The following is a 23955-nucleotide window of genomic DNA, read 5'->3' as shown; positions in this document are numbered from 1 at the left end:
TTACCGGGTTCTCCAGACAATTGTGGAGGACATGGCATAATTCCAGACTACGGCCAGCACGGCCCCAGCCAGACTGGCCTCATTCACCCTGTAGCTTTGCGCATACATCAGATGTGCCACACCCACATCGGCCAGCGCTCCTACGGAACAGACCAGCATAAACAGGACCAGCCCCCACACACAGCGCCTGCCGTGCAGACGCCGGTCCCGATAGGTGAAGTTATTATCCAGCGAAAAATTCACAACCATGGCGGCAACGGTACCAATGGCCTGCGCGGTGGAAAAATGCACTCCGCACAGCCAGACCAGATGCATAACCCCCAGATTGGCGACAATCCCCGCCAGCCCCACGGCGCAGAAGGCCACAAAGCGCAAAGGCACCAACCCGCGTGAGACTTTTTCGACCAGAAGAGCGGCAAACTGGAGCATGACCAGAGCATCCAGCTTACTCTCCCCCGCCACACGGGGTTTGAAGCCACAATCTATCTCACGCACAGTAAGTGGCTTTTTGGATGAAAGCAGCAGATCAAGCAGGATTTTAAACCCGGCCCCCGACAGATGCGGCGCAATGGCCACAAAAGTATCCCGGCGCAAGGCAAAAAAGCCGCTCATGGGGTCTGTCAGCCTGACCGGCAAAAACCGCTGTGCCAGCCATATTCCACTATCCGACAAGGCATGCCGCCACGCATTGGCCAGCCCCGCATTGCTACCGCCTTCCACATGGCGGCTGCCAACGGCAATATCGCATGCACCCGTGGATACAGCGTCTATCAGGGCGATCAGCCGGCTTTCATCATGCTGCAGGTCACCATCCATGATGGCGACAACCTGCGCGGAGGAGGACAGAACCCCTTCTATCACCGCGGAGGAAAGCCCCCTGCGGCCAATACGGCAGATGCCACGCACATAGCTTTTGTGCCTTGCCTGCGCGCATATTGTTGCTGTTGTGCCATCGGGTGAATTGTCATCGACAAAAATCACTTCCCAGCGGCGGCCCGCCATAACGGATTCCAGCATGGCAACAAGGGGTGCCACGTTGGCGGCTTCATTATAACACGGTACAATAATGCTGATTAGGGGACCACCTGCCATACCGCCCTCGGGCGCATCCGTGGCTGGCATTACTCCGCAGTTCCTTCCCGCGGGCCGGGCAATGGCACACCCTTGCGTTCCAGACTGGTGCGGATGGTCTGCAATGTCTGCACCCGAATAACGTGTGCGGCTTCGGTCAACTGCCGGGTCAGTGCGTTCTCATGCGCTGCGTCACGCGCGATCAGGCGGACCAGAAAATCCCCCCCACCGCGAATCATGTGGCATTCACGCACTTCCGGCCATTCGGCAAGCTGGCGTTCAAAGGCGGAGAGTACGGTTTCCTTCTGGCTATCCAGGCCGATCAGCGCAAAAAAGATGATTGGCCAGCCAAGGGCCGTCGCATCCGGCTGGGCGTGATAACCACGGATAACGCCTTCCTCCTCCAGCCGCCGAACACGACGGAGGCAGGGAGGAGCGGAAATACCAACACGCCGCGCCAGTTCGACATTGGTCATGCGACCGTCATCCTGCAATTCAGCTACGATACGAAGATCAACAGCGTCCAGATCCGTCACCTTATCCGACCTATCCTGTGCAAGATGCCACTCCCATGAAGAGTGGGGAGTATATGCCACGCTCCCCGCCATGCCGCAAACTGATCTCTCAACACTTGCTCAACGCCAAGTCACCCGTCATATCCTTTTGTCCAACACATTTTGGACCATGCTTGCGCGGCACAACTGCACCCGCACTTCTTGCTTTGGGGAACTCTTCTGGCATGACTGAGACCATCACAACCGACCTGCTTGTTATTGGCGCAGGCCCCGCAGGCTACACGGCGGCCATTTACGCTGCCCGCGCCAACCTCTCCCCCGTTCTGGTGGCTGGCCTGCAACCCGGCGGGCAGCTGACCATTACAACGGATGTAGAAAACTACCCCGGCTTTGCCAAAGCCGTGCAGGGCCCGTGGCTGATGGAACAGATGGCCGAGCAGGCCCTGAATGTTGGCACCCGCATTGAATACGACATTATTACAGAGGTGGACTTCAGCACGGGTTCCCCCTTCCGGCTGGTTGGGGATTCCGGCACCGTCTATAATGCCAAAGCCATTATTGTTGCGACAGGTGCCCAGGCACGCTGGCTTGGCTTGCCGAGCGAAAAACGCCTGCAAGGCGGTGGTGTTTCCGCCTGCGCCACCTGCGATGGCTTTTTCTACCGGGGTAAAAAGGTGGCTGTGGTTGGTGGTGGCAATACCGCAGTGGAAGAAGCTCTGTACCTGACCCACCACGCAGCCCACGTGACCCTGATCCACCGCCGCGACTCCCTGCGGGCTGAAAAAATCCTGCAGGACCGGCTGTTCAGCCACCCCAAGATTTCGGTCATCTGGGATAGCGAGGTGGAAGATATTCTCTCCACCGGAACGCCAGAAGTGGTCAGTGCCGTGCGCCTGCGCAACCTGAAGGACCAGAGCGAAACCACGCTGGAAATTGATGGCCTGTTCATTGCCATTGGCCATGCCCCCACCACCGGGATTTTCAAAGGCCAGCTCGCGCTCGATACCGAAGGGTATATTCAGACCACCCCCGGAACGACCCGCACATCTGTCCCCGGTATATTTGCCGCGGGCGATGTACAGGACAAAATATACCGTCAGGCCGTTACAGCCGCAGGCACAGGCTGCATGGCGGCGCTGGACGCGGAACGGTATTTGGCAGAACTGCCCAAAACGTAACGCTGCCCATACCTTGACCACGTGCAGTAATTACTGCACGTAGTAACTTTGAAAGCATGGTATTGTGCTTTTGTAATTTCAGTCAATTTAGCAGGAGGCGTGCGTGGACTGGGACAAACTCCGGGTTTTCCATGCCGTAGCGGAAGCCGGTTCCTTTACCCACGCGGGGGATGTGCTTAACCTAAGCCAGTCTGCCGTATCCAGACAGATTTCTGCTCTGGAAGATGTTCTTCAGGTACCCCTATTCCACCGCCATGCGCGTGGATTGATCCTGACTGAGCAAGGGGAAACCTTGCATAAAACAGTGCGGGAGGTGTTCTCCAAGCTGGAGATGACACAGACCTTGCTGACGGAGAGCAAGGAAAAAGCCGCAGGCCGCCTACGGGTTACAACCACAACAGGCTTTGGTAACTGCTGGCTTATGCCACGACTCCATAAGTTTATGGAAGCCAACCCCGAAATTGATATCTGCCTTATTCTGGAAGATAACGATCTGGACCTTGGCATGCGTGAAGCGGATGTGGCCGTACGAATGCACGCCCCCCGCCAGCCGGACCTGATCCAGCGGCATCTGGCGGACTTCAACCTGCCCATTTTTGCCGCACCACAGTATATTGAACGCCACGGCATGCCTTCCAGTCTGGAAGACATTAAAAACCACCAGCTGGTTCTGTTCGGTGAGCACCACCCCCCGGTTGCCCATATCAACTGGCTGGCTGAAGCCGGGCAGGTCAGCAGCCACGCACGTCCTGCGCGGCTGGAGGTCAACAGCATGGCCGCCATGGCTTCTGCCATTGCCGCCGGGCTGGGTATTGGGTCCATTCCGTCTTACGCCGCAAGCAAGTTCCCTGATCTGGTGCAGATCCTGCCGGAAATTACGACCCCAACGGTGGACGCCTATTTTGTCTATCCTGAGGAATTGCGCAGCTCCAAGCGTGTTGCCGTGTTCCGTGATTTTCTGATGAGCGAACTCGGTATTCGTTAAGACTGAATACACGGTTTTTGAAAATCCCGGCCTTTCCTCCATACGGAAAGCCGGGATTTTTTTGTTCCAAAATCAACCGCGCCTATAAAGCGTTACAGATATTCCAAAAACGCAGTCCTTATTCTCAAGAGGACAATACTAAATAGGAATACTGTCTTTTCTACCGTCCGCTCATCCTGCGAATGCGGTCGTTATCAGAAATATTATAATATTATCAATCAAACTTCATAAAACATCAAGACAACCACCAGAACCCGAGCACAGGATAAAGCCGCTCTGCGCACCTGTATAATCATTGAGTATTATTAAACAAAATATTACGAATAATTTATACGAATTCCTTCAAATACTAAAAAAATCAATCGGGCATTCCAACATTTTATACCAGACGGGCCTTATTTTTGCTTTTTTGTATATTGGTAGTTCACAACGATTAAATAATTGAGTATGGTTCTTATTATTCACACTGAATTTTTAATTAGGCCTGTCATGAGTGAGATCCAGAACTATTCGCCTCTCCTAGATCTTGTATCCGAGATCGTGTCTGCACACGTCTCCAACAACCCGACGGACCCTGCTGTCATTCCGGTTTTGATCAAGGACGTTTTTCAGGCTCTCAAAACGGCTGACCAGCCGCAGAGCGAACCGGAAAAACTGCAGCCAGCCGTTCCTGTCAAACGCTCGGTCTTCCCCGACTATATCGTTTGCCTCGAAGACGGCAAAAAGCTGAAGATGCTCAAGCGTCATCTTCAGAGCGCATATGGCATGTCCCCCGAGCAGTACCGTGAACGCTGGAACCTGCCCGCGGACTACCCCATGGTTGCCCCCAACTATGCAGAACGTCGCTCCACGCTGGCACGGGAAATCGGCCTTGGCCGCAAAATCCACGCTGCTGGTGATGAAGACGATACGTCTGGCCGTGCAAAGCGCGGCAAAAAGGCAGCAACCGCCTAAGATCGTCCCGAATGCTACGGCGGTCTGGCCCTGTGCTCTGGCCGTCACGCATTTTTTATCTTGACGCTCAGCCATAGAGAACGGAATGCTTGCATCTGTCTGGCACAGATTCAGTCAGACCTTAATTCTCTACCCTATTCGGCAGGGGGCTCAATGACGCGGTCTGAACTTATTGCCATTCTTATAGAGAAAAACCCGCACCTACAGCTTAGAGAGGCTACGCTGCTGGTGAATACGGTTTTTGGTGGCATTACAAGCAGCCTGGCAGCAGGCAACCGCGTTGAGCTGCGTGGGTTTGGCGCTTTTTCCGTCAAGGAAAGAGAGCCACGCCTGGGCCGTAACCCCAAGACCGGGGAACAGGTCAAGGTCAGCAAAAAGCTGGTTCCTTTTTTCAAAACAGGCAAAGAGCTTCACCAACGCCTGAATAAAGCGGATGCGGGCTAACCCCTTCCCTTTTTATCCTTCTTCTGCGTTCCTGTGCTGCATCATATAGCCGGCAGCCAGTCGCAAATCTTCTACAAAATGAGCATATTCGCGCTGTTTGCTGTCCTCATCACGCAACCGTAGCAGATAGGACGGGTGAACCGTTACCAGCCCCTGTGTCTGATCTTCCAGCGGGAACAGGCGTGAACGGGTGCGGGAGATTGTAACGGGTTGTTGCAGCACGCTCTGCGCGGCCGTTGCCCCCAGCATTACCAGCAACGCCGGGCGAACAAGCCGGCGCTCCGCATTCAGCCACTCATGGCAGGCAGCTACATGCTCGGCTTCGGGCTTATGATGCAGGCGGCGGTTACCGTTCCACGTGAAATGGAAATGTTTGACGGCGTTGGTCACGTAAATCTGATCACGGTGCAACCCGGCATCCTGCAAGGCACGGTCCAGAAGCTGGCCCGCTGGCCCCACAAAAGGCCGTCCCTGCAGGTCCTCCTGATCCCCCGGCTGTTCCCCCACAAACATAATGGGGGCATGCTCTGGTCCTTCGCCAAAAACCGTGCGGGAAGCAGGCTGCCATAGCGCACAGGCGCGGCAATCCATTGCACGGGCTGCCAGCATGGCAAGGTTGGAGGCTTCTTCCACATCCTTACGCTGCGGGGGCAAAACGCTCAGGCCATACCCCTGCCAGATGCCTGTACCATCGGCCTGCCATTGCACTGCGGCATCATCACCCTGCGTATCTGTTCCCACAGCAAAGCGTATGCCTCCGGCCCATTCCATCCGCCGGTACGGAGCCACAACCCGCCACGGCCTTACATTCCGCTCCATGCAGTAATGGGAGTTGGCTTCCAGAATATAGTGCTCTGGCGTGCAATGCAGTACGTCACTCGTTCCCTGCGCGGTAAACGCGGAAAAAACTTCACGAAAATGCAGCGTATCTGCCCTGACAGCCGCCAAGGCCTGCCGGAGCCATAGCAGGTCCGGGTCAGTCGTATCTGTTAATGCCAGTCCGGCATACGCAAGGCGATAAACAATACGGTAAAGTATTGTAAACCGTTCGGGATCATGCGCCTGCAATGCTTGGGCCAGCACACCCACAAAACGGCGGGACAGGTTAAGGCCTTGCGGGGGTTCTGGTGGGTTTTGCGCAGGCTCGGCAGACCACGCAGCCCCCTGCCCTGCCGGAGCTACCTGCCAGAATATGGATTCCGGCAACACCCCGGCGCGCACAAAATGGCTGCTCGCCTTACGCCAAGTTGCAAAATCGACCTGATGCGCAAGAACAACCTCTGGCATGCGCCACTCCCCTGCTTACCCCACCTTGCGCCGCAGCCGCCCCCGTATGCGCACAACCACATCGGACAGGTTAACCACACCAAGACCATGCAGGAGCGCTGCATAAAACACAGCGCCCCCCACAACCATACCAACCAGCCAGAGTGTCCGGGTCACAAAAATTGCGGGCAGAGAGACAAAACTTTCAAGCCCCAGCAGGCCCAGCCCCATAAGCAGGGCCGCAACACCAACCCGCCCCATATGGGATAAGGTTGAACCGTATACGAGCAACGCGTTTTTACGCAGCAGCAGCACCACCAGAAAAGCAACATTCACGCAGGCGGTCACGCTACTGGCCAGCGGCGGCCCCATATGTGCCAGAGGCTTCATAAACAGCAGGTTGAGAACAAAATTGAGTACAAGCACCCCAATCCCAACGTAAACGGGGGTGCGGGTATCGCCCCGTGCAAAAAATGCAGGGGAGAGAACTTTAACCAGAATAAAAGCGGGTAGCCCCACCGCGTAAGCCCGTAGGGACTGGGCGGATAACAGCGCATCATGCTCGGTAAAAGAGCCATGCCCGAACAGCACAATCATGATCGGGCCAGCCAGAACCAGCAGCCCGGCAACGGCAGGCAGGGTCAGCAGCACGACATATTCAATAGAACGGTTCTGGGCCGTGTGCGCGCCCTGTATATCCCCGGCACTCAGATGCCTTGTGAGCACAGGCAGTAGCGTTGTTCCGGCGGCTGCCCCCAGCACACCAAGCGGTAACTGGTTGATCCGGTCTGCAAAATACATGAGCGACACACTGCCTGCGGGCAGCAGGGTGCCAATAATGGTATCCACCGTTAAATTGATCTGGCCAACGCCGCTCCCAATCAAGCCCGGCACCATGCGGCGCAGCAAAAGACGGATACGCGGCGTTAACTGGGGCCATAACGGCATAAGCCCGAACTCGGCTTTTTCGCACGCCCATGCCAGCAAGCCCAACTGCACCACGCCAGAGGCCGTAACCCCCCATGCCGCAGCATAGGCAACACTGGGGAAAAAGGGAGAAGCCCCGACAATAGCTAGAATACCCACCACGTTGAACGCCAGATAGGCAGCAGACGCCACACCAAAGCGGTGCAGGCCATTCAGCACCCCAGCCAGCAATGCCGCAGCGCAAATCATGACCAGATAGGGAAAGGTAATGCGACTCAGGCTGACCGCCAGATCATAACGGTCCCCATTTTGCAGGAAACCCGGCGCTATCACGCGCAGCACCTGCGGCATGAATACTTCGCCCAGTACGCACAAAAACACCAGCCATGCCAGCATGACCCCAAGCGCACGGCGGGCAAACAGGCGTGCCTCGTCCCGCCCGTCCTGCACCATAACTTTCGAGAACATGGGCACGAAGGCGGCATTAAACGCCCCCTCCCCAAACAGACGCCGAAACATGTTGGGCAGGCGAAACGCAACCTGATAAGCATCCTGCAACGGCCCGGCCCCCATAAAGGCCGCCAGAAGCTGGTCGCGTATCAATCCAAGAATGCGGCTGAGCATGGTCCAGCCACCAACCGTCAGAAAATTTCTGAGCATGGGGTATCCGCTTCAATGTGCAGGCAGGCAGCGGAACACTAGAGATAAATTCAGAAAAAGATACTGCCAATCCGCCCCATTCCGGGCTGTGTGCATACTCCGTGCCCCCTCGCGCGCTGTATTATTCACCCACAACACAGTATGCTGTGTACAGCACGGAAAGAGCGCCCTGTATTAAGCAGAACTTTTGGAAAGACACCTCGCGCATGCCCAATACGCCTCCATCTTCGTTAGTGCCTGCTCACCAGCGTTGCGGCCTTATCAAGGCCAGCCAGCGCTCCAAGCGGGGACAGGAAATGGCACGCAGTCTGCTTGCGCTCTTTATTGTGGCCGTAGCCCTTTACACCATACAGGGTTTTCTACCCGCCCTGGCTTGGGGTGGCGTGTTTGCCATTGCCACATGGCCCCTTTACAGCCGTGCATGCCGTATGTGGCCCAATGCAGCGCGTGGCACGCTATTACCGTTACTGTTTACGGTTGTTATGGCGCTGCTCTTTGTTATCCCGCTGACACTGATCACGCTTGAAGCCATTGGAGAAGCCCAGAGTGCGCTGGAATGGCTGGATCATGCCCGTAAATTTGGCGTTCCCGTGCCTGATGTTATCCAGCAGTTACCCGTAGGTGCTGCAAGCATTGCGCATCTGTGGGAAACGCACCTGTCCAACCCGCGCGATGTTTCCGGCCTGCTGGGCGCTCTGGACAATAAAGGGGTTATGGTCACACGTGCCCTTGGCAGCCAGATCGCACACAGGGGCACACTGTTCTGCTTTTCCATTCTCACCCTGTTTTTTCTGTACAAGGATGGGGTTTCCGTCATTCGTCAGTGCCGCGTTGCATCCTGCCGGGCTTTCGGCCGCAGGGGGGAAAGCATTGCACGCCAGATTGTTGCCTCCATCCATGGTTCCGTGCAGGGGCTTGTTCTGGTGGGGATTGGTGAAGGCCTGCTTATGGGGCTTGTCTATCTTTTTGCCCATGCACCACACCCCGCCCTGTTTGGGGTTATTACTGCCGTAGCAGCCATGATCCCTTTTTGCGCCATGATCGCAATTGGACTGGTTTCGCTCCTGATTCTGGTTTCAGGCGCGTCGGTGGCGGCGATTGTCACATTCTGCATTGGGGCCACGGTTATTTTTGTGGCTGATCACTTTGTACGCCCGACCCTGATTGGCGGCACAACAAAGCTCCCCTTCCTGTGGGTGCTGCTTGGTATTCTGGGTGGAGCAGAAATGTGGGGGTTGATCGGCCTGTTTATTGGGCCTGCCGCAATGGCCGCACTCAACCTGATCTGGCAGCGCTGGGCATACGGAAACAATGCAGAAGTCTGAAAAGACTTTTGCAATTCCCCCCGAGGGTGGGGTTATTTAGCAATTTCATTTGGAAAAAATATCGGGCAGGCGGGATTCGAACCCACGACCCCCAGTCCCCCAGACTGATGCGCTACCAGACTGCGCTACTGCCCGTTAAGTGTGAGTGGTGTTTAGCAATACCTTGCGAAGAGCACAACCCACTCTACTCGTTATTTTTATCTTTTTTTCAATCAGACCAAAATCTTGCGCCGGATGGCTTCCAGCTCCACCAGAACATCGGCCAGATCCGAACGCAGGCGCACGTTTTGCCCCATAACCTGCACCAATGCCTGTTCCAGCCCGGCCTCTACCGCTGCTGGCAGTTCGGCCACAACGGCTTCTACCTGCTGGTAGTCTGCAACCAATGGTGCATTCTGTATTTGAGCATCTTCCGCCAGTGCGGCTTCCGCCACGCTGTTTTCGTCTGGCCTTACAATTTCCACGGGTTGGGGGGCGGTTGTCTGTGATGCATCCCCTTCCTGCAACAGGCGCTGTACACCTTTTACAGTATAACCCTGATTATAGAGCAGGTCCGCAATACGGGCGAGGAGGAGCACATCTTCCGGCCTGTAATACCGCCGCCCACCACCTCTTTTTAAGGGACGGACCTGATGGAACTGAGTCTCCCACAACCGCAGGGTATGCTGGGGCACATGCAGCTCGTCCGCCACTTCACTAATTGTGCGGAAAGCGTGAGGGCCTTTTTCGAAAGAACCCGACTCCGACACATCCATATCGGCATCAGACACGTCAGGCGCGGCGTCATTGTGGGGGAATGTGCCATCAATCGTCATAATCGACTCCCGGCTTTGCCTCCTCATGGTTGACTTCCGCCCTCAGCAACTGGCTGGAACGGAACACCAGAACGGAGCGGGGAAGAATAGGCACTTCCTCCCCGGTTTTGGGGTTACGCCCGCAGCGCTGCCCCTTTTTTCGGACTGAGAACGTGCCAAAACCGCTGATTTTGACACTTTCGCCTCGTTCGAGCGCCTGCATGACTGTCTCCAGAACATCTTCTAGGAGCACAGACGACTCTTTACGAGACAACCCTACCTGCTGATAGATCTGCTCTATCAAAGATGCACGTGTGACAGTTTCCATGCGCAGAAAGGTAACACGCCTGTGCGGCGCGTCAATTCATTCACAATGATGTCACTTGTCTGTTATCGCCCGATCACAGACGAACCAGCACCGAACCCCATGTCAGCCCGCCGCCCAGTGCTTCCATCAGCACCAGTTCACCTTTTTGAATCCGGCCATCCCGCACGGCTTCATCCAGCGCCAGAGGAATGGAAGCGGCAGAGGTATTGGCGTGCCGGTCAACAGTCACAACTACGCGATCAGCCGGAAGTGCAAGCTTTTTGGCCACGCCTTCAATAATCCGGATATTGGCCTGATGCGGCACAAGCCAGTCCACATCCGCGTAGGTCAGCCCTTCGGCTTCCAGCGCTTCATCCACGGAAGACGACAGCTTGGCCACGGCATGGCGGAACACGTCACGCCCGCTCATTTTCAAATGTCCGGTTTTGTCGGGCTGCCCCACGGCGCCATCCACATACAGCAGGTCGCCTGTTGTGCCATCGGAATGCAGATGGGTGGACAGAATACCGCGTGCATCGGATTCGCTCTCTGATGCAGACAAGACAACAGCCCCGGCACCATCCCCGAACAGGACGCATGTACCGCGGTCTTCCCAGTCCACAATGCGGGAATAAACCTCGCTCCCGATCACCAGGGCATTACGCACCTGCCCGGAACGGATAAAGGAATCCGCAGTTGCCAAAGCAAAAATAAAACCGGAACAGGCTGCTGCAACGTCAAAGCCAAACCCATGGGTCATGCCCAAAGCAGCCTGAATCCGAACTGCCGTTGCGGGAAAAGCCTGATCAGGGGTGGATGTTGCGACCAGAACAACATCAATATCATCAGCGCTCAGGCCCGCATAATCCAGCGCCCTGCGAGCGGCTTCCGCCCCCATGCTGGTTGCGCTGTCATCGGGGCCAGCAATGTGGCGGCGGGTAATACCGGTGCGGGTTCTGATCCAGTCATCCGATGTCGCAAGCCGGGTTGCCAGCTCTTCGTTCGTGACAACTCTTTCTGGCAGAAATCCACCAAAACCTACCAGAAGCGAACGTTTCGCCATGACCGTTCTTTCATTATCCGCCAGCGCAGGCAGCTCAAAGGCTTACACGCGCAACACATTCGTCCCGTTTACTCAGGTCACCGGGAGGGCTGGTTCACATTCCTCCTCCGTCTGCGGGCGCATTAACAACGCCCCCATATGAGAAAGACGCTCACGAATGCTTTCGTTAAAACCATGCGTGACCATATCCATGGCCACATCGACTGCGGCGGCAAAGCCCTCGGCATCTGTGCCGCCATGGGATTTTACCACCACACCGTTCAGGCCCACAAAAACAGCGCCATTGTAACGGCGTGGGTCCAGCCACTCCTTCATCCGCTCCAGACCGGGGCGAACAAGCAGGTAGCCAAGGCGGGAGATGATCCCACGCTGGAAAACACGGCGCAAAAGGGTGGTGGCCATTTTAAGCACACCTTCGCCGGTTTTAAGCGCAACATTTCCGGTAAACCCGTCAGTTACAACCACATCCGTGGTGCCTGCGGTAATATCATGCCCTTCCACAAAACCGTGGAACTGGGCAGCCAGAGGACTCTCACGCAGGGTTTCAGCCGCTACGCGCAGTTTTTCATCCCCTTTGAGTTCTTCCGCGCCAATATTGAGCAGGCCAATGGTTGGTGCGGGCAACCCCAGAACAGATTTGGCAAAGGCTTCGCCCATAACGGCGAACTCGACCAGATTACGCCAGTCGCACGCAACATTGGCGCCAAGGTCAAGCATGACCACGTCGCCCTTGATGGTGGGACTGATGGCCGCCATGGCCGGGCGGGAAATACCCGGCAGGGTTTTGACCACAATCTTGGCCAGAGCCAGCATGGCACCACTGTTACCGGCGGACACAACCCCCTGGGCACGCCCACTGGCTACGGCGTCCATGGCAAGCCGCATGGAGGACTGACGCATCCGCAAAGCGGATGTTGGCTTCATGTCCATGGAGACAGACACATCCGTATGCCACACCGTGCATATGGACGCAGCCTTGGGATACTTCGCCAGCAAAGGCAGCAGGCGCGCCTCATCCCCGATCAGCAGCACCTTGATATTGCGGTGCCGTTCGGCAGCAATGGCAAGCCCGGCAACAACCACTTCTGGAGCCCCATCGCCCCCCATTCCGTCCACGGCGAGGTTGAACACCTCGTTAGGGTCGGAAGGAAAACTTTCTGGAATCTCGGTCTTGCTCATGCCTGCTTCTCTGCCATGCCGCAGATGCCTTACCCCCATTACCCCGCGTGCTACGGATGCAGCACGCGTTTTCACGCCTGAAAAATCAGGCGCGAACGGCGACCTTGAGTGCCTTGCCTGCGGCAATCACTTCACGGCCGTCGTAATGACCGCAGTGACTGCAGACATTGTGAGGACGCTTCAGTTCGCCACAGTTGGAGCATTCAGCATGAGCTTCTGCACGCAGAGCTTCATGGCTGCGACGCATGCCACGACGTGAAGGCGAGGTTTTCTTTTTGGGTACAGCCATAAGCCCAGCCCCTTCTCATAAAAATGGTTAGAACAACACGCCCGGTCACGCGTTAACGCAGCCAGACGCCAAAACAGGTTTATCACCAGCACTGAGCCGCGGCCTCTAGCAGACAGCAAGCGTTTTCGCAAGCAATCCTACAAGAAAACCCCACACCCACACTTGGGCAATTACGCGTTTCCGCCCCGCCAGCGAGCCAGACCAGCAAAAGGACTGGCCTTTTTCTCAGGCTCTTCCTCAAGACCGTGTTGTTCAGCCTCATCCTCATCCATGATCAGGCCGGGAGGGAGAACAACATCCGGCGCATGCGGATAAGGCTCCAGATCCAGAGCAAACTGTTCAACAACAGCCTCGCCCAGATCAACGTCCTGCCCCTCATACGGAATTTCATCAATCGCGTCCATATCCGGCGCGTCGCCTTCCACAAACTGGCTGGCCGGAACAAAGCGGACAACGAACGATCCCGCCATCATATCCTCAAACGCCTCCATGCTCACAACACAGGTCTGCGTAAAACGGACAGCCAGCGCGCCTTCGGCCGTCACAACACCGCGCCCGTCATCCTTGAGCCGGTAACGGCAGCGCAACAGGGCCACATCCTGCAGGCCCAGACGCCGGGCCACTTTTTTACACTCATCCGGCGTGGCTTCCACGGTCATATCCGTTCCCAGCATTCCGATTCGGCGCACGGCCAGAGGGCGATAGAATTCTGGCTTTTCGGTCATGGAAGTCTCCTGAAGTAACGCTGAAACAAGCAGGCGGGATGCGCTCGGGACAAAGCTTTCTGACCACCGCCTGAACAATCTACCACACAAGCGGAACTTTATGGAGTAATGTCCGGGCCTGAGCCGCATAAAGCGTGCTCTTTTTGCCATTCAGCAATTGACGCCCCGCGAGTGTTGGGGCATCGGACAGACATGGCCGTTGCCAGTTGGATGACGATCATGGATCACAATCTTACGCTTGGGACACCCTGACCAGATGACGCCGCCACGCAAGAACAAGACATCGCGCCTTAAAAGTGCCTGTGGGGCACTCGCCACGGTTCTTGTACTGTCCGGCTGTCAGGCTTTTGGCCCTACCCCCACGCCCAGAGGCTCCCTGCTTGAGCCTGAAGAATACAGCCAGCTTGAACCCGGCACCAGCACCCGCGCAGACGCCATTGACCTGATGGGCTCCCCCACCACCAAGGGCGCGTTTGACGATAATATCTGGATCTACATTTCCATGACCACCCATCTGGTGCCCATGGATTTCCCCGGTGTGATGAAGCAGGACCTTGTTGTGCTCAAGTTCAACAGCGCAGGCACGCTGGAAAGCATGCGCACGCTCAACATCAAGGACGCCAAACACGTGGCCATGATCAACGAGATCACGCCAACGCCGGGCACCAAGATTAACGCGCTCCAGCAGATTCTGGGCAATGTGGGCCGTTATAACCCCATGCAGAACATGATGGGTTCAGGCGCTGCGGGCGGACAGGGCGGAATGTTCAACAACAGTTCCGGCCCCGGTCACTTCGGTTCGGGCAACTCGCTGTAAAATACCTTTTCCCGGTGGCGCGTTGCTAGTTTGGTAGATACAGCCGGACGCGCAACCCGCCTTCTGGCGCCTGTTCCAGCGCCATTTCCCCCCCATGTGCACGAATAATATCACGCGCGATGGTCAGGCCCAGCCCGGTGCCACCATCCTGCCCGCTCTCGAACGCACGCAGCACCTGGGCACGGCGGTCTGGCGGAATACCCGGCCCGTCATCATCCACCAGAATACTCACCCCACCGCCTACGCGGCGCGCACTCAGCACCACGCTTGCGTCGTGCCTGCGGGCGTTATCAAACAGGTTACCTAACGCACGGCGCATGGCATCGGGGCGCATATGCGCACGCAAACCCGGCTCCACCACAAGTGCACGAATATGCACACTTGCCCGCCGGGCTGCGGCCACCACATCCTCCAGAAACGGCAGCATCTCGACCTGCTGGACACTCTCCGACCCTTCCCCCCGTGCGAAGGAAAGGTAGCTGTCGATCATGTGTTCCATTTCGGCAATGTCGCCGATCATTTCATCAATATCTTCGGTCATGGCCTTGGCGCATATGCTACCTTCACGCGGCATCATGGCCAGAGACAGCCGCAGGCGGGTCAGGGGGGTACGCAGATCGTGCGAAACCCCGGCCAGAACGCCCGTACGCTGCGCCACAAAGCGGGTTATCCTGTCCTGCATGCGGTTAAAGGCCACGGCAGCCTTACGCACCTCCTGCGCGCCTGCGGGGCGAATAGGGCCAATATCGCGCCCCATGCCAAACTGCTCCGCCGCCTGAGCCAGTTGCCGGATGGCGCGCACCTGATTGCGCATGAACAGGCCCGCAATAATGAACAGCAAAAACGTGCTGCCCACGGTCCATGCCACAAACAGCCAGATCTGCCCCATATCCAGCCGTTTGCGCGGGGTATCTATTTCCAGCACGCCATCGGGAAGCTGGATGTAAATACGCACAGCATGATGGAAATGCCGCCATTTGACAAAGAACGGGTAATCAATGGCCTCCCGCAGCGCATGCACAAGGTCATCATCCATAGGGCCCAGAACATGGGTGGACCCCACGCGGGAGAGTTTTTCCCCCGGTCGCCAGATTTCTATGAGTTGGAGCTGCTCACGCGCCTGCGCAACAAACCATTCCTTGTCCGCCGGGTTTTTAAGCCGTTCCAGCGCGTTAAGGGACAAAACAATTTCCGCCGTGACCGACCCGGTCAGCCGCCGGGATACCACCTTGAGAAAATTGCCGTAATAAAGCTCAAGCGCGATTCCCTGCGTGATCAGCAGCGGGAACAGAACAATCAGCAAAGAACGCCCCAGCAAGGAGCGCGGCAACATGCGCCTGACCGATTTTTCCACCTTGAGCGCGGGCCACCCCCCACGTGGGAAAAGGCGGAATCCCTTGCGGCCCATCATACGCCCTATAAACCCGGCTTAAGCACATATCCGCGCCCGCGCACCGTATGCAAAAAGCGCGGCTCACGTGGGTCTGGTTCTATGCAACGGCGCAGGCGTGTTACCTGCACATCAACCGCGCGCTCGCCAATTTCGGTCATGTCCATGGCCTTGGCGATGTCCTCGCGCGTGAAGGTTTCATTGGGTCTGCGGGCCAGAACGCACAGTAGGGCCGCCTCCCCCCCGGTCAGGTGGATATTACCATCCGGCCCACTGAGCAAAAGCCTGACCGGATCGAACTCCTTATCCCCCAGTCGGACAATCCGCAGGTTGTCTGTTGGCGGTGGGGGCTGATGCCGGCGGAGATGCGCCTTGAGCCGCAACAAAAGCTCGCGCGGTTCAAAAGGTTTCCCCAGGTAATCATCTGCTCCCGCTTCCAGCCCGGTAATGCGGTCCTCCGGCTCCCCGCGCGCGGTCAGGAGCAGAATGGGCAGGTCCTGCCCGGCATCTCGCAGGGACCGGGTTAATTCCAGCCCGTTCTCCCCCGGCATGGTCACGTCCAGCACTAGCGCATCGGGCTGGATACCTTCCAGCGTGTGCCGTGCCTCGGTCGCATTGGCGGCAACACTCACGCGGAACCCATGCTCAAACAGGTAACGCTGCAACAGCCGACGCAGGCGCGGGTCGTCATCCACCACCATTACGTGGGCGGCCACATCTCCTTCGGCGGTTGTTATCTGCTCAGACATGTTAACGCCCTTCCCTTCGCCCTGCGCTCTCTTCGCTTAGCAAGGCACGACTATGCTCGGACAGCATACCATTGATAACACGACGGAAACCCTCCACCGCAGCGCCCCCGGCCTCGCGGTAGGCGGCAACCAGCCTTTGCCGGATAACAGCAAACAGACGGGCCTCAGCGGCTTTGCCAGTCGGGCTTAAAAACAGCAGCTTCTGCCGCCTGTCCTGCCGCCCGGCTTTGCTTTGCAGGTATGCCCGCGCATCCAGCTCGTGCAGTGTGCGCCCAAGGCTTTGCTTGGTCACACCCAGAATGCCCTGCAACCGGCTAACAGGAATACCCGGACTAAACGCCAGCACCTGCAACACACGGTAATGCGCGCGGCCCAGCCCATCCTCCTCCAGCACGGGGGCCACAGCCTCGGCCATGTCCCGCGCGGCCAAAAACATGAGGGTCTGTGCCAGTCTTAAACTTTCTTCACGCAAAAAGAGCAGGTCTGAGCCTGCGCGCTCATGGGGAGGTGGCATGACCATGCGTGTGTTTACCCTGCGGCTGGTGCCGGGGTGCCTGCCTGTACGCCAAAGCGGGCCTTAAGGCGGCCTATGCGCAGCACATCGGCCAGACGCCTGTCTACAAACGCTTCGAATGCGGCTTCATCCTGCCCACGGCTCAGCCAGAACAGAAAGACCGAGGCATACAGCCCGCCCAGAGTCAGCCGTTTGCTCATATAGGTCAGGCCTGTCGCATCGTCCTGCGCAGCCTGCCATATGGCATTAACCGTGCGCAGCCATGCGCGGCGGAAAGCCTTTTGTCCCCCGCAGGATAAAAAGACCCGCATCCCCCGCAGGGCAGCCGTGCGGCGCTGCTCATCGGGCGGCAGACGTAGCAGAATAGCCTGACGCACCCGCTGGCTCAGCCGGGGTTCCTGCGTGTCCTGCATGGCGTCCACCATGGCGCGGTCACACAGATCGGACCAAGCTTCCACCATTTCCACCACCCCTGCGGGAAAAAGCAGGTCTGCATCGGCCCCCGCCACGGATCTGAGCGTGGCCATGCTCCACCCGCGCTCCCCGGCAACGGATGCCAGCTTGCGCAAGGCGGCATCCCGGTCCGCATCCCGCTCCATGGGGGCGGGCATAATGCCCGCAGCCAGTGTTGCCACCGCCAAAGACAAGGCCTGTTCCATTTTTCCCGGCAGCATGCTCATGCCTGTATCCCATACCGTGTGATTTCCGCCTCAAAACCAAAGCGGGCCATATCCTTCATACGCATGGGATAGAGGATTCCGTCCAGATGATCCATTTCATGCTGCATGACATTGGCGCAAAAGCCCGAGGCTACGCCCTCCACCCGCGCGCCGTGCTCGTCCCAGCCACTATAGCGCACACGGCGGTAACGCGGCACTTCCCCCCTGAATCCGGGAATGGACAGGCATCCTTCCAGTCGCGGCATCATATCCGGCCCATCCGGTTCGATAACCGGGTTAATCAGGGCCTGCACCGGGCGTGGCGGATCATCCTCCCCTTCGCTGCGCGTGGGGGGTACCGAATACAGGAACAGCCGGAGCGGTACATGCACCTGCGGTGCCGCCAGACCCACACCGCCACTTTCGGTCAGGGTTTCTCGCATATTCTGCAGCAGCTCCCTGATCTGGGGAGCACTGATATCTTCCACCTCAACCGCGCGTTGCAGCAGAACCGGGTGGCCCATACGGGCAATAGCAAGAACCGACATGCTTTTTGTTGTCCTGTTTTTTTGCACATCCACAATAAAACACACGGAAGTGCGGGTCTGATACGCAAGAACGAATTGTATCTTGTCTTAAGGCCGTGTTATAGAGACCGCCAACAGTGGAATCGGCAGCCCGGAAGGGTAACGCAGATCTCCTTCCATAATGGCTTCCCAAAAACCGGTTTGCCGGATTTTTTTGAACAGGGGTTAGTGACCAAGTGCACGTTCTAGTCCGTGACAACAATGTCGATCAGGCTCTTAAAGCGCTCAAGAAAAAAATGCAGCGCGAAGGCATCTTCCGTGAAATGAAACTGCGTCGGCACTTTGAAAAGCCGTCCGAACGCAAAGCGCGTGAAGCGGCAGAAGCCGTACGTCGCGCACGCAAAATGGAACGGAAGCGTCTGGAACGCGAAGGCTTCTAAGCCAGCCTCCTCCTGTTTTGCAGGCATTAAAGGTCGGTTGCCCCCACGGGCTCCGGCCTTTTTGTTTGCCCGGATGCAAGCCAGAGCCTGCTTGAAGCAACCAACAAAAAAGCCGCCCACAGTGCTGTGGGCGGCTTTTTTGTGGGCGTATGCTCCAGCTTTAGCTGTTCTGGAGCTTGTCCAGTTCGCGCACAATGGCTTCGCCCATAACGGACGTACCAACGCGGGCCATGCCTTCGGCCATAATATCCGCCGTACGCAGACCACTGGCCAGAACGTTGGAAACTGCCTGCTCGATCATATCCGCTTCGCTCTGGAGATTGAGCGAATACCGCAGCAGCATGGCAAACGAGAGAATCTGGGCAATCGGGTTGGCAATACCCTGCCCTGCAATGTCAGGCGCGCTACCATGGATGGGCTCATACAGAGCCGGACGACGACCATCGGCCTGTTCCGCCCCCAGAGTGGCAGATGGCAGCATGCCAAGGCTACCTGTCAGCATGGAAGCGAGGTCGGACAGAATATCGCCAAACAGGTTACCGGTTACCAGCACGTCAAACTGGCGCGGGTTGCGCACCAGCTGCATGGCGCAGTTATCGGCCAGCATGTGCGACAGCGTCACATCGGGGAACTCGCGGGCGTGTACATCGGTCACGACCTCTTTCCACAGCAGGCCGCTTTCCATCACGTTGCATTTTTCCACCGAGCACACGCGGTTATCGCGCTTGCGGGCCAGATCGAACGCAACGCGGGCCACGCGCTGGATTTCCGACGTGGTGTAAACCTCGGTGTTAATGCCGCGCTTGGAGCCATCGGGCAGGGTTTCGATCCCGCGCGGGTCACCAAAGTAAATGCCGCCCACGGTTTCACGCACGATCATAATATCCAGACCACGCACAACATCGGGCTTGAGCGTGCTGCTATCGACCAGCGCATCAAACACCTTGGCGGGACGCAGATTGGCAAACAGCCCCAGTTCCTGCCGAAGCTTGAGAATGGCGACTTCCGGCCGCTTGTCAAAGCTGACATGCCCCCATTTGGGGTCCCCCACCGAGCCGAACAGAACAGCATCGGCAGCCCAGGCCTTCTCGATCACCTCATCACGGATCGGCACGCCGTATTCCGCCAGAGAGGCACCACCCACAAGGTCTTCGGTCAGTTCAAATGTCAGGCCGCGCTTTTTTTCCAGCCATGCAATAATCCGGCCGACTTCGCGCACAACTTCGGGGCCGATCCCATCTCCGGGCAGGACAAGAAGTTTAACGGGCTGCTTGGGGTCTGTCATCGCGGTGCTCCGTAGGGATCTGTTCAGTCAAAATGAATGGTGGGCAGCCAGGATTTATCCCGGTCCTGCCGTTTTTCGTATGTTGTAATCGTTGCTTCGTGCTTGAGAGTCTGGCCGATGTCATCCAGCCCTTCGAGCAGGAGATGCTTGCGGAAGGCATCAATCTCGAACGGGACTTCTTCCCCATTGGGGCGAATAACAACCTGACGCGGCAGGTCCACTGTCAGGCGGGCATTGCTGCCCATCTGTGCGTCCCCCATCAGCTCATCACACACCTCACGCGGGAGGCGGATGGGCAGAATGCCGTTCTTGAAGCAGTTGTTGAAGAAAATATCGGCAAAGGAGGGCGCAATAACGCAGCGGATACCAAAATCCAGCAAAGCCCACGGCGCATGCTCGCGCGAGGAACCACACCCCAGATTGTCATACGTGATCAGGATTTCGGCTTTGCGCCAGGGCTGCTGATTGAGCACAAAATCCGGGTTTTCGGCACCATCGGGCAGGTAGCGCATGGCATCAAACGCGTGCTTGCCAAGGCCGGTACGCTGGGTGGTTTTCAAAAACCGCGCCGGAATAATCTTGTCCGTATCAATATTGGCCTGCGGCAGAGCCGCTGCAATGGCGGACAGCGTGACGAACTTTTCCATTATGCCAGTTCCCTCACATCGGTCAGGCAGCCCGTGACCGCAGCAGCAGCAGCCATGGCGGGAGAAAGCAGATGTGTGCGCCCACCCGGCCCCTGCCGCCCTTCAAAATTACGGTTGGAGGTGGATGCGCAACGCTGGCCGGGGGTCAGGCGGTCGGGGTTCATGCCAAGGCACATGGAGCACCCGGCCTCACGCCATTCAAAACCTGCATCCAGAAAAATACGGTCCAGCCCTTCTTCCTCAGCCTGCCGTTTGACGTTGCCCGAACCGGGAACAATCATGGCGCGCACGCCCGGAGCAACCTTGCGCCCGGCGGCAACCTGAGCAGCCATACGCAGGTCTTCAATCCGGCTGTTGGTGCATGAGCCAATAAAGACCACATCCACCGGCGTACCAGCAATTTTCTGCCCGGCTTCAAGGCCCATATAATCCAGCATGCGCTGCAACTGGGCTTTTACGGCCTCGTCGGTTTCCTGTGCCGGGTCGGGCACGGTATCGGTAATGGCCAGAACTGTTTCGGGGCTTGTACCCCATGTCAGGGTCGGGCCAATGTCCTCAGCGCGCAGGGTTACTTCGCGGTCAAAATGCGCACCGTCGTCCGATGCAAGGGTTTTCCAGTAGGCAACGGCCTGCTCAAACCCTTCACCCTTGGGGGCAAACGGGCGGTTGCGCACGTACTCGAACGTGGTCTCATCCGGGGCAACAAGCCCTGCGCGGGCACCGGCCTCGATCGCCATGTTGCAGATGGTCATGCGGCCTGCCATATCCAGCCCACGAATGGCGGACCCGGCAAATTCGATCACATGCCCCGTGCCACCGGCGGTGCCGATATGCCCGATAATGGCCAGCATGATGTCCTTGGCGGAAACACCCGCTCCGGGGGTTCCTTCCACATTGACACGCATGTTTTTGGCAGGGCGCTGCAGAATGGTCTGCGTAGCCATGACATGTTCAACTTCGGACGTGCCAATACCAAACGCCAGCGAGCCAAGTGCTCCATGCGTGGAGGTATGCGAATCACCGCACACAATGGTCATACCCGGCAGGGAAATCCCCTGCTCCGGCCCAACCACATGCACAATCCCCTGATTGGCAGACAGAAGCGGAAAATAGGGAACGCCAAATTCCTTGACGTTACGCTCGAGCGTTTCAATCTGGTTGCGGCTGTCCGCTTCCTCGATCGGCTGGCTCCGGTCGGATGTGGGCACGTTGTGGTCCACAACAGCCACGGTTCTTTCCGGGTGGCGCAGCTTGCGCCCGGCCAGACGCAGGCCTTCGAACGCCTGCGGACTGGTCACCTCATGGACGAGGTGGCGGTCGATATAAAGAATGGAGGTGCCGTCCGGAAGGGTTTCCACGACATGATCATCCCAGATCTTGTCGAACAACGTACGCGCAGCCATGCGCATCCTCCTTACCTTTATATCCGTGTGAACAGCCTTGAATGAGCGCTGCACACACCCTGTTTTATCACAAAGACCCGACTGGCCACAGGCCAGTCGGGTTCACACAAGCCATGTCTGGCGTCGTGCCCAAAAGCCTTGTGGCTTTTAGCCTGCTGCTGCCGGAGCAACAACTTCACGCGGGCGTTCTGCAATACGTGCAGACTTGCCGCTACGGCCACGCAGGTAATACAGCTTTGCGCGACGCACCTTACCACGACGCACGACCTTGATTTCGGCCACAGTCGGAGCATACAGCGGGAACACACGTTCCACGCCTTCACCGTTGGAGATCTTGCGCACGGTGAAGTTGCTGTTCAGGCCCTTGTTGGAACGGGCGATCACAACGCCTTCAAACGCCTGAAGACGAACGCGCTCGCCTTCCTTGACCTGCACGGAAACACGCACGGTGTCACCGGCATCAAATACGGGCACTGCGCGCGCAGCGGTCAGACGTTCAATTTCGGCAGCTTCGTACTGCTGGATAATGTTCATGTCGGTATCCTTCTCAAACCCCTAAGGTCTGCCTGTGCGGCCCCGCCCACAGCTGCAGTCCTGTTTTCATTCTTGCGAGCCAGCCAGGCAGACCACAGATCCGGCCTTCTTTCCCGCGTTGTCTCTTCAGCCTTAGCCTGCCGCCACTGCGCTATGGCAGCATGGTTACCCGAAAGCAGAACCTCGGGTACCTCATGCCCATCCCATACAGCCGGGCGGGTATAATGTGGGTATTCGAGCAGCCCGTCGGAAAAACTTTCCTCCACACCGCTCTGTTCACTCCCCATTACACCGGGAAGCAGACGAACACACGCATCCAGCAGAACCAGAGCTGCAGTTTCCCCACCCGAGAGAACATAATCCCCGATGGAAACCTGCTCGACACCCCTTGCCTGCAAAAAGCGCTCGTCCACCCCTTCAAACCGGCCACACAGCAGCATAACGCCTGGACCTGCCGCGTAACGCCGTACATCCGCCTGTGTAAGCGGACGCCCCCGTGGCGTAAGATACACACACGGAATATTGGCGTCAGCCTGCGTTGCGGCAAGTGCCGCATCGGCCACGTCCGGGCGGATAACCATGCCTGCGCCACCACCAAACGGCGTATCATCAACAGCACGATGGCGACCAAGACCATGCTCACGCAGGTCTTCGGTACGGCAGGACCACACCCCGTTCTCCAGCGCACGCCCCGCAAGGGACTGCCCCAAAGGCCCCGGAAACATTTCCGGGAAGAGTGTTACAACGGTGGCCTGCCAGCTCATGCTGGCGCCCCCGCCTGCCGCTTGCCAACACCACGCCCCTCTTCCCCCGAAACTTCGTCGGGACGAACAATGGTTATGGTACGCTCATCCAGCTTGACCTCAGGCACACAGGCCTTGGTAAAGGGAACAAGCGAGCCATCACCCAGTTCAAGGCTGGCACCGGCACCGTAATCGTGAACCATGAGGACGCGCCCCAGAGAAAGACCTTTTTCAAACGCTTCCATGCCGATCAGGTCAGCATGGTAGAATTCTTCTTCCTCTGGCTCCGGCAGGCAGGAGCGCGGCACATACAGGCGGGTATTCACCAGCGCCTGTGCCGCAGTCCGATCCGCCAGTGGCTTGCCATCTGCGTCTTTAAGCTCGGCAACACTATCCGCACCGCACCAGCGCAAGGACCATTTACGCCCCTGCGCATCCTGCAGAACCGCATAATCCTCCAGCGTTGCGGCATCCGCCGCATAGGAATGCACGCGCACAAGGCCGCGCACTCCATGCGGTTTACCCACAACACCAACAAGGATCAGGTCAGGCTGCATAGCTGGCT

The 23955-nt window shown here is 57.6% G+C and carries 27 protein-coding genes, 1 tRNA gene and 1 pseudogene; 7 read left to right on the top strand and 22 right to left on the bottom strand.

Features of this window, described 5'->3' with window-relative positions; translation table 11 throughout:
• Together LKE65_RS08335 and LKE65_RS08330 are read right to left on the bottom strand one after the other, a co-directional pair.
• Nucleotides 1-1122, bottom strand: a complete 1122-nt coding sequence (locus LKE65_RS08335) for a glycosyltransferase (RefSeq protein ID WP_278740965.1) — start codon at nt 1120-1122, stop codon at nt 1-3.
• Nucleotides 1122-1547 (bottom strand): Lrp/AsnC family transcriptional regulator, encoded by a 426-nt coding sequence (locus LKE65_RS08330; RefSeq protein WP_233129058.1) that lies wholly within the window; start codon nt 1545-1547, stop codon nt 1122-1124. The genes LKE65_RS08335 and LKE65_RS08330 overlap by 1 nt, the downstream gene beginning before the upstream one ends.
• Before the next feature lie 263 nt (nt 1548-1810).
• Here LKE65_RS08330 and trxB point away from each other — a divergent pair, with 263 nt between their 5' ends.
• The 4 genes from trxB to LKE65_RS08310 all read left to right on the top strand — a co-directional run bounded on the left by trxB (nt 1811) and on the right by LKE65_RS08310 (nt 5147).
• The gene (gene trxB / locus LKE65_RS08325; protein ID WP_278740964.1) at nt 1811-2764 is read left to right on the top strand and encodes a thioredoxin-disulfide reductase; all 954 of its coding nucleotides are present in this window, start codon (nt 1811-1813) and stop codon (nt 2762-2764) included.
• A 103-nt stretch (nt 2765-2867) separates the two neighbouring features.
• Nucleotides 2868-3749 carry a LysR family transcriptional regulator gene (locus LKE65_RS08320; protein WP_095349392.1) on the top strand — a complete coding sequence of 294 codons (882 nt, stop codon included), beginning with the start codon at nt 2868-2870 and terminating at the stop codon, nt 3747-3749.
• Nucleotides 3750-4238: 489 nt separating this feature from the next.
• A complete protein-coding gene (locus LKE65_RS08315) occupies nt 4239-4703 on the top strand; it encodes a MucR family transcriptional regulator (RefSeq protein ID WP_086645466.1) in 465 nt (154 codons plus the stop codon).
• Between the two features lie 153 nt (nt 4704-4856).
• Nucleotides 4857-5147, top strand: a complete 291-nt coding sequence (locus LKE65_RS08310; RefSeq protein ID WP_086645467.1) for an integration host factor subunit beta — start codon at nt 4857-4859, stop codon at nt 5145-5147.
• 12 nt (nt 5148-5159) lie between these two features.
• On the opposite strand, the gene LKE65_RS08305 is transcribed toward LKE65_RS08310, so the two are convergent.
• Both LKE65_RS08305 and murJ read right to left on the bottom strand, forming a co-directional pair.
• Complete coding sequence (locus tag LKE65_RS08305; protein ID WP_278740963.1) at nt 5160-6434, bottom strand: UdgX family uracil-DNA binding protein; 1275 nt, start codon at nt 6432-6434, stop codon at nt 5160-5162.
• A 15-nt stretch (nt 6435-6449) separates the two neighbouring features.
• Complete coding sequence (murJ, locus tag LKE65_RS08300) at nt 6450-8000, bottom strand: murein biosynthesis integral membrane protein MurJ (RefSeq protein ID WP_278740962.1); 1551 nt, start codon at nt 7998-8000, stop codon at nt 6450-6452.
• A gap of 206 nt (nt 8001-8206) precedes the next feature.
• On the opposite strand from murJ, the gene LKE65_RS08295 reads away from it, so the two are divergent.
• The gene (locus tag LKE65_RS08295; RefSeq protein WP_086645470.1) at nt 8207-9325 is read left to right on the top strand and encodes an AI-2E family transporter; all 1119 of its coding nucleotides are present in this window, start codon (nt 8207-8209) and stop codon (nt 9323-9325) included.
• A gap of 61 nt (nt 9326-9386) precedes the next feature.
• Here the strand turns inward: LKE65_RS08295 and LKE65_RS08290 are convergent.
• The 7 genes and pseudogenes from LKE65_RS08290 to LKE65_RS08260 all read right to left on the bottom strand — a co-directional run bounded on the left by LKE65_RS08290 (nt 9387) and on the right by LKE65_RS08260 (nt 13682).
• Nucleotides 9387-9460 (bottom strand) — tRNA-Pro (locus tag LKE65_RS08290).
• A 359-nt stretch (nt 9461-9819) separates the two neighbouring features.
• A pseudogene (locus LKE65_RS13605) lies at nt 9820-10059 on the bottom strand (MerR family transcriptional regulator); the annotation flags it as partial.
• Nucleotides 10060-10129: 70 nt separating this feature from the next.
• Entirely contained in the window at nt 10130-10453 is a 324-nt protein-coding gene (locus LKE65_RS08280) for an integration host factor subunit alpha (RefSeq protein ID WP_278741814.1), read from the bottom strand.
• Between the two features lie 67 nt (nt 10454-10520).
• Nucleotides 10521-11489: a beta-ketoacyl-ACP synthase III gene (locus LKE65_RS08275; protein WP_086645472.1), complete on the bottom strand. Its 969-nt coding sequence runs from the start codon at nt 11487-11489 to the stop codon at nt 10521-10523.
• 72 nt (nt 11490-11561) lie between these two features.
• Complete coding sequence (gene plsX, locus LKE65_RS08270) at nt 11562-12668, bottom strand: phosphate acyltransferase PlsX (protein ID WP_086645672.1); 1107 nt, start codon at nt 12666-12668, stop codon at nt 11562-11564.
• Nucleotides 12669-12753: 85 nt separating this feature from the next.
• A complete protein-coding gene (rpmF, locus tag LKE65_RS08265; protein WP_048852785.1) occupies nt 12754-12957 on the bottom strand; it encodes a 50S ribosomal protein L32 in 204 nt (67 codons plus the stop codon).
• Between the two features lie 170 nt (nt 12958-13127).
• Nucleotides 13128-13682, bottom strand: a complete 555-nt coding sequence (locus LKE65_RS08260; RefSeq protein WP_086645473.1) for a DUF177 domain-containing protein — start codon at nt 13680-13682, stop codon at nt 13128-13130.
• Nucleotides 13683-13938: 256 nt separating this feature from the next.
• Here LKE65_RS08260 and LKE65_RS08255 point away from each other — a divergent pair, with 256 nt between their 5' ends.
• Nucleotides 13939-14499 (top strand): outer membrane protein assembly factor BamE, encoded by a 561-nt coding sequence (locus LKE65_RS08255; RefSeq protein ID WP_086645474.1) that lies wholly within the window; start codon nt 13939-13941, stop codon nt 14497-14499.
• A gap of 25 nt (nt 14500-14524) precedes the next feature.
• On the opposite strand, the gene LKE65_RS08250 is transcribed toward LKE65_RS08255, so the two are convergent.
• Genes LKE65_RS08250 through def form a run of 5 tightly spaced genes read right to left on the bottom strand, consistent with a single transcriptional unit; the run spans nt 14525 to nt 18359 of the window.
• Nucleotides 14525-15907: an ATP-binding protein gene (locus tag LKE65_RS08250; RefSeq protein ID WP_086645673.1), complete on the bottom strand. Its 1383-nt coding sequence runs from the start codon at nt 15905-15907 to the stop codon at nt 14525-14527.
• Nucleotides 15908-15915: 8 nt separating this feature from the next.
• Nucleotides 15916-16638: a response regulator gene (locus tag LKE65_RS08245; RefSeq protein WP_086645475.1), complete on the bottom strand. Its 723-nt coding sequence runs from the start codon at nt 16636-16638 to the stop codon at nt 15916-15918.
• A gap of 1 nt (nt 16639) precedes the next feature.
• Nucleotides 16640-17152 carry a MarR family winged helix-turn-helix transcriptional regulator gene (locus LKE65_RS08240; RefSeq protein WP_278741813.1) on the bottom strand — a complete coding sequence of 171 codons (513 nt, stop codon included), beginning with the start codon at nt 17150-17152 and terminating at the stop codon, nt 16640-16642.
• Between the two features lie 14 nt (nt 17153-17166).
• Nucleotides 17167-17832, bottom strand: coding sequence for a rpsU-divergently transcribed protein (locus tag LKE65_RS08235; RefSeq protein WP_278740959.1), 666 nt, complete (start codon nt 17830-17832; stop codon nt 17167-17169).
• Nucleotides 17829-18359, bottom strand: a complete 531-nt coding sequence (def, locus tag LKE65_RS08230) for a peptide deformylase (RefSeq protein ID WP_278740957.1) — start codon at nt 18357-18359, stop codon at nt 17829-17831. Before def ends, LKE65_RS08235 begins: the two co-directional genes overlap by 4 nt.
• A gap of 215 nt (nt 18360-18574) precedes the next feature.
• Between def and rpsU the strand changes: the two genes are divergently transcribed.
• Nucleotides 18575-18778, top strand: a complete 204-nt coding sequence (gene rpsU, locus LKE65_RS08225; protein WP_003623949.1) for a 30S ribosomal protein S21 — start codon at nt 18575-18577, stop codon at nt 18776-18778.
• 160 nt (nt 18779-18938) lie between these two features.
• On the opposite strand, the gene leuB is transcribed toward rpsU, so the two are convergent.
• The 6 genes from leuB to rimM all read right to left on the bottom strand — a co-directional run bounded on the left by leuB (nt 18939) and on the right by rimM (nt 23947).
• On the bottom strand, nt 18939-20063 hold the full coding sequence (gene leuB / locus LKE65_RS08220) for a 3-isopropylmalate dehydrogenase (RefSeq protein WP_278740953.1): 1125 nt from the start codon (nt 20061-20063) through the stop codon (nt 18939-18941).
• Between the two features lie 23 nt (nt 20064-20086).
• Nucleotides 20087-20710: a 3-isopropylmalate dehydratase small subunit gene (gene leuD / locus LKE65_RS08215; protein WP_165925416.1), complete on the bottom strand. Its 624-nt coding sequence runs from the start codon at nt 20708-20710 to the stop codon at nt 20087-20089.
• Nucleotides 20710-22113, bottom strand: a complete 1404-nt coding sequence (gene leuC / locus LKE65_RS08210) for a 3-isopropylmalate dehydratase large subunit (RefSeq protein WP_086645676.1) — start codon at nt 22111-22113, stop codon at nt 20710-20712. Before leuC ends, leuD begins: the two co-directional genes overlap by 1 nt.
• Before the next feature lie 147 nt (nt 22114-22260).
• Nucleotides 22261-22647 (bottom strand): 50S ribosomal protein L19, encoded by a 387-nt coding sequence (gene rplS, locus LKE65_RS08205; protein ID WP_086645479.1) that lies wholly within the window; start codon nt 22645-22647, stop codon nt 22261-22263.
• Complete coding sequence (gene trmD / locus LKE65_RS08200; RefSeq protein ID WP_086645480.1) at nt 22644-23411, bottom strand: tRNA (guanosine(37)-N1)-methyltransferase TrmD; 768 nt, start codon at nt 23409-23411, stop codon at nt 22644-22646. The genes rplS and trmD overlap by 4 nt, the downstream gene beginning before the upstream one ends.
• Nucleotides 23408-23947 (bottom strand): ribosome maturation factor RimM, encoded by a 540-nt coding sequence (rimM, locus tag LKE65_RS08195; protein WP_086645481.1) that lies wholly within the window; start codon nt 23945-23947, stop codon nt 23408-23410. The genes trmD and rimM overlap by 4 nt, the downstream gene beginning before the upstream one ends.
• Between the last annotated feature and the right edge of the window lie 8 nt (nt 23948-23955).

The organism is Acetobacter fabarum (assembly GCF_022483405.1).
GTDB classification, from domain to species: Bacteria; Pseudomonadota; Alphaproteobacteria; order Acetobacterales; family Acetobacteraceae; genus Acetobacter; species Acetobacter fabarum.
Note: the sequence above shows the minus strand (reverse complement) of the source record. Positions and strands in the feature narration are given on the sequence as shown.

Coding starts and splice junctions, on each gene's coding strand:
- LKE65_RS08240 (WP_278741813.1), bottom strand. CDS start 17,152: ATGCCACCTCCCCATGAGCGCGCAGGCTCAGACCTGCTCTTTTTGCGT.
- rplS (WP_086645479.1), bottom strand. CDS start 22,647: ATGAACATTATCCAGCAGTACGAAGCTGCCGAAATTGAACGTCTGACC.
- murJ (WP_278740962.1), bottom strand. CDS start 8,000: ATGCTCAGAAATTTTCTGACGGTTGGTGGCTGGACCATGCTCAGCCGC.
- LKE65_RS08260 (WP_086645473.1), bottom strand. CDS start 13,682: ATGACCGAAAAGCCAGAATTCTATCGCCCTCTGGCCGTGCGCCGAATC.
- LKE65_RS08235 (WP_278740959.1), bottom strand. CDS start 17,832: ATGAGCATGCTGCCGGGAAAAATGGAACAGGCCTTGTCTTTGGCGGTG.
- LKE65_RS08330 (WP_233129058.1), bottom strand. CDS start 1,547: ATGACCAATGTCGAACTGGCGCGGCGTGTTGGTATTTCCGCTCCTCCC.
- leuB (WP_278740953.1), bottom strand. CDS start 20,063: ATGACAGACCCCAAGCAGCCCGTTAAACTTCTTGTCCTGCCCGGAGAT.
- LKE65_RS08305 (WP_278740963.1), bottom strand. CDS start 6,434: ATGCCAGAGGTTGTTCTTGCGCATCAGGTCGATTTTGCAACTTGGCGT.
- leuC (WP_086645676.1), bottom strand. CDS start 22,113: ATGGCTGCGCGTACGTTGTTCGACAAGATCTGGGATGATCATGTCGTG.
- trmD (WP_086645480.1), bottom strand. CDS start 23,411: ATGAGCTGGCAGGCCACCGTTGTAACACTCTTCCCGGAAATGTTTCCG.
- LKE65_RS08310 (WP_086645467.1), top strand. CDS start 4,857: ATGACGCGGTCTGAACTTATTGCCATTCTTATAGAGAAAAACCCGCAC.
- LKE65_RS08255 (WP_086645474.1), top strand. CDS start 13,939: ATGACGCCGCCACGCAAGAACAAGACATCGCGCCTTAAAAGTGCCTGT.
- LKE65_RS08275 (WP_086645472.1), bottom strand. CDS start 11,489: ATGGCGAAACGTTCGCTTCTGGTAGGTTTTGGTGGATTTCTGCCAGAA.
- plsX (WP_086645672.1), bottom strand. CDS start 12,668: ATGAGCAAGACCGAGATTCCAGAAAGTTTTCCTTCCGACCCTAACGAG.
- leuD (WP_165925416.1), bottom strand. CDS start 20,710: ATGGAAAAGTTCGTCACGCTGTCCGCCATTGCAGCGGCTCTGCCGCAG.
- LKE65_RS08335 (WP_278740965.1), bottom strand. CDS start 1,122: ATGCCAGCCACGGATGCGCCCGAGGGCGGTATGGCAGGTGGTCCCCTA.
- LKE65_RS08245 (WP_086645475.1), bottom strand. CDS start 16,638: ATGTCTGAGCAGATAACAACCGCCGAAGGAGATGTGGCCGCCCACGTA.
- LKE65_RS08315 (WP_086645466.1), top strand. CDS start 4,239: ATGAGTGAGATCCAGAACTATTCGCCTCTCCTAGATCTTGTATCCGAG.
- rimM (WP_086645481.1), bottom strand. CDS start 23,947: ATGCAGCCTGACCTGATCCTTGTTGGTGTTGTGGGTAAACCGCATGGA.
- trxB (WP_278740964.1), top strand. CDS start 1,811: ATGACTGAGACCATCACAACCGACCTGCTTGTTATTGGCGCAGGCCCC.
- rpmF (WP_048852785.1), bottom strand. CDS start 12,957: ATGGCTGTACCCAAAAAGAAAACCTCGCCTTCACGTCGTGGCATGCGT.
- LKE65_RS08295 (WP_086645470.1), top strand. CDS start 8,207: ATGCCCAATACGCCTCCATCTTCGTTAGTGCCTGCTCACCAGCGTTGC.
- LKE65_RS08250 (WP_086645673.1), bottom strand. CDS start 15,907: ATGGGCCGCAAGGGATTCCGCCTTTTCCCACGTGGGGGGTGGCCCGCG.
- def (WP_278740957.1), bottom strand. CDS start 18,359: ATGTCGGTTCTTGCTATTGCCCGTATGGGCCACCCGGTTCTGCTGCAA.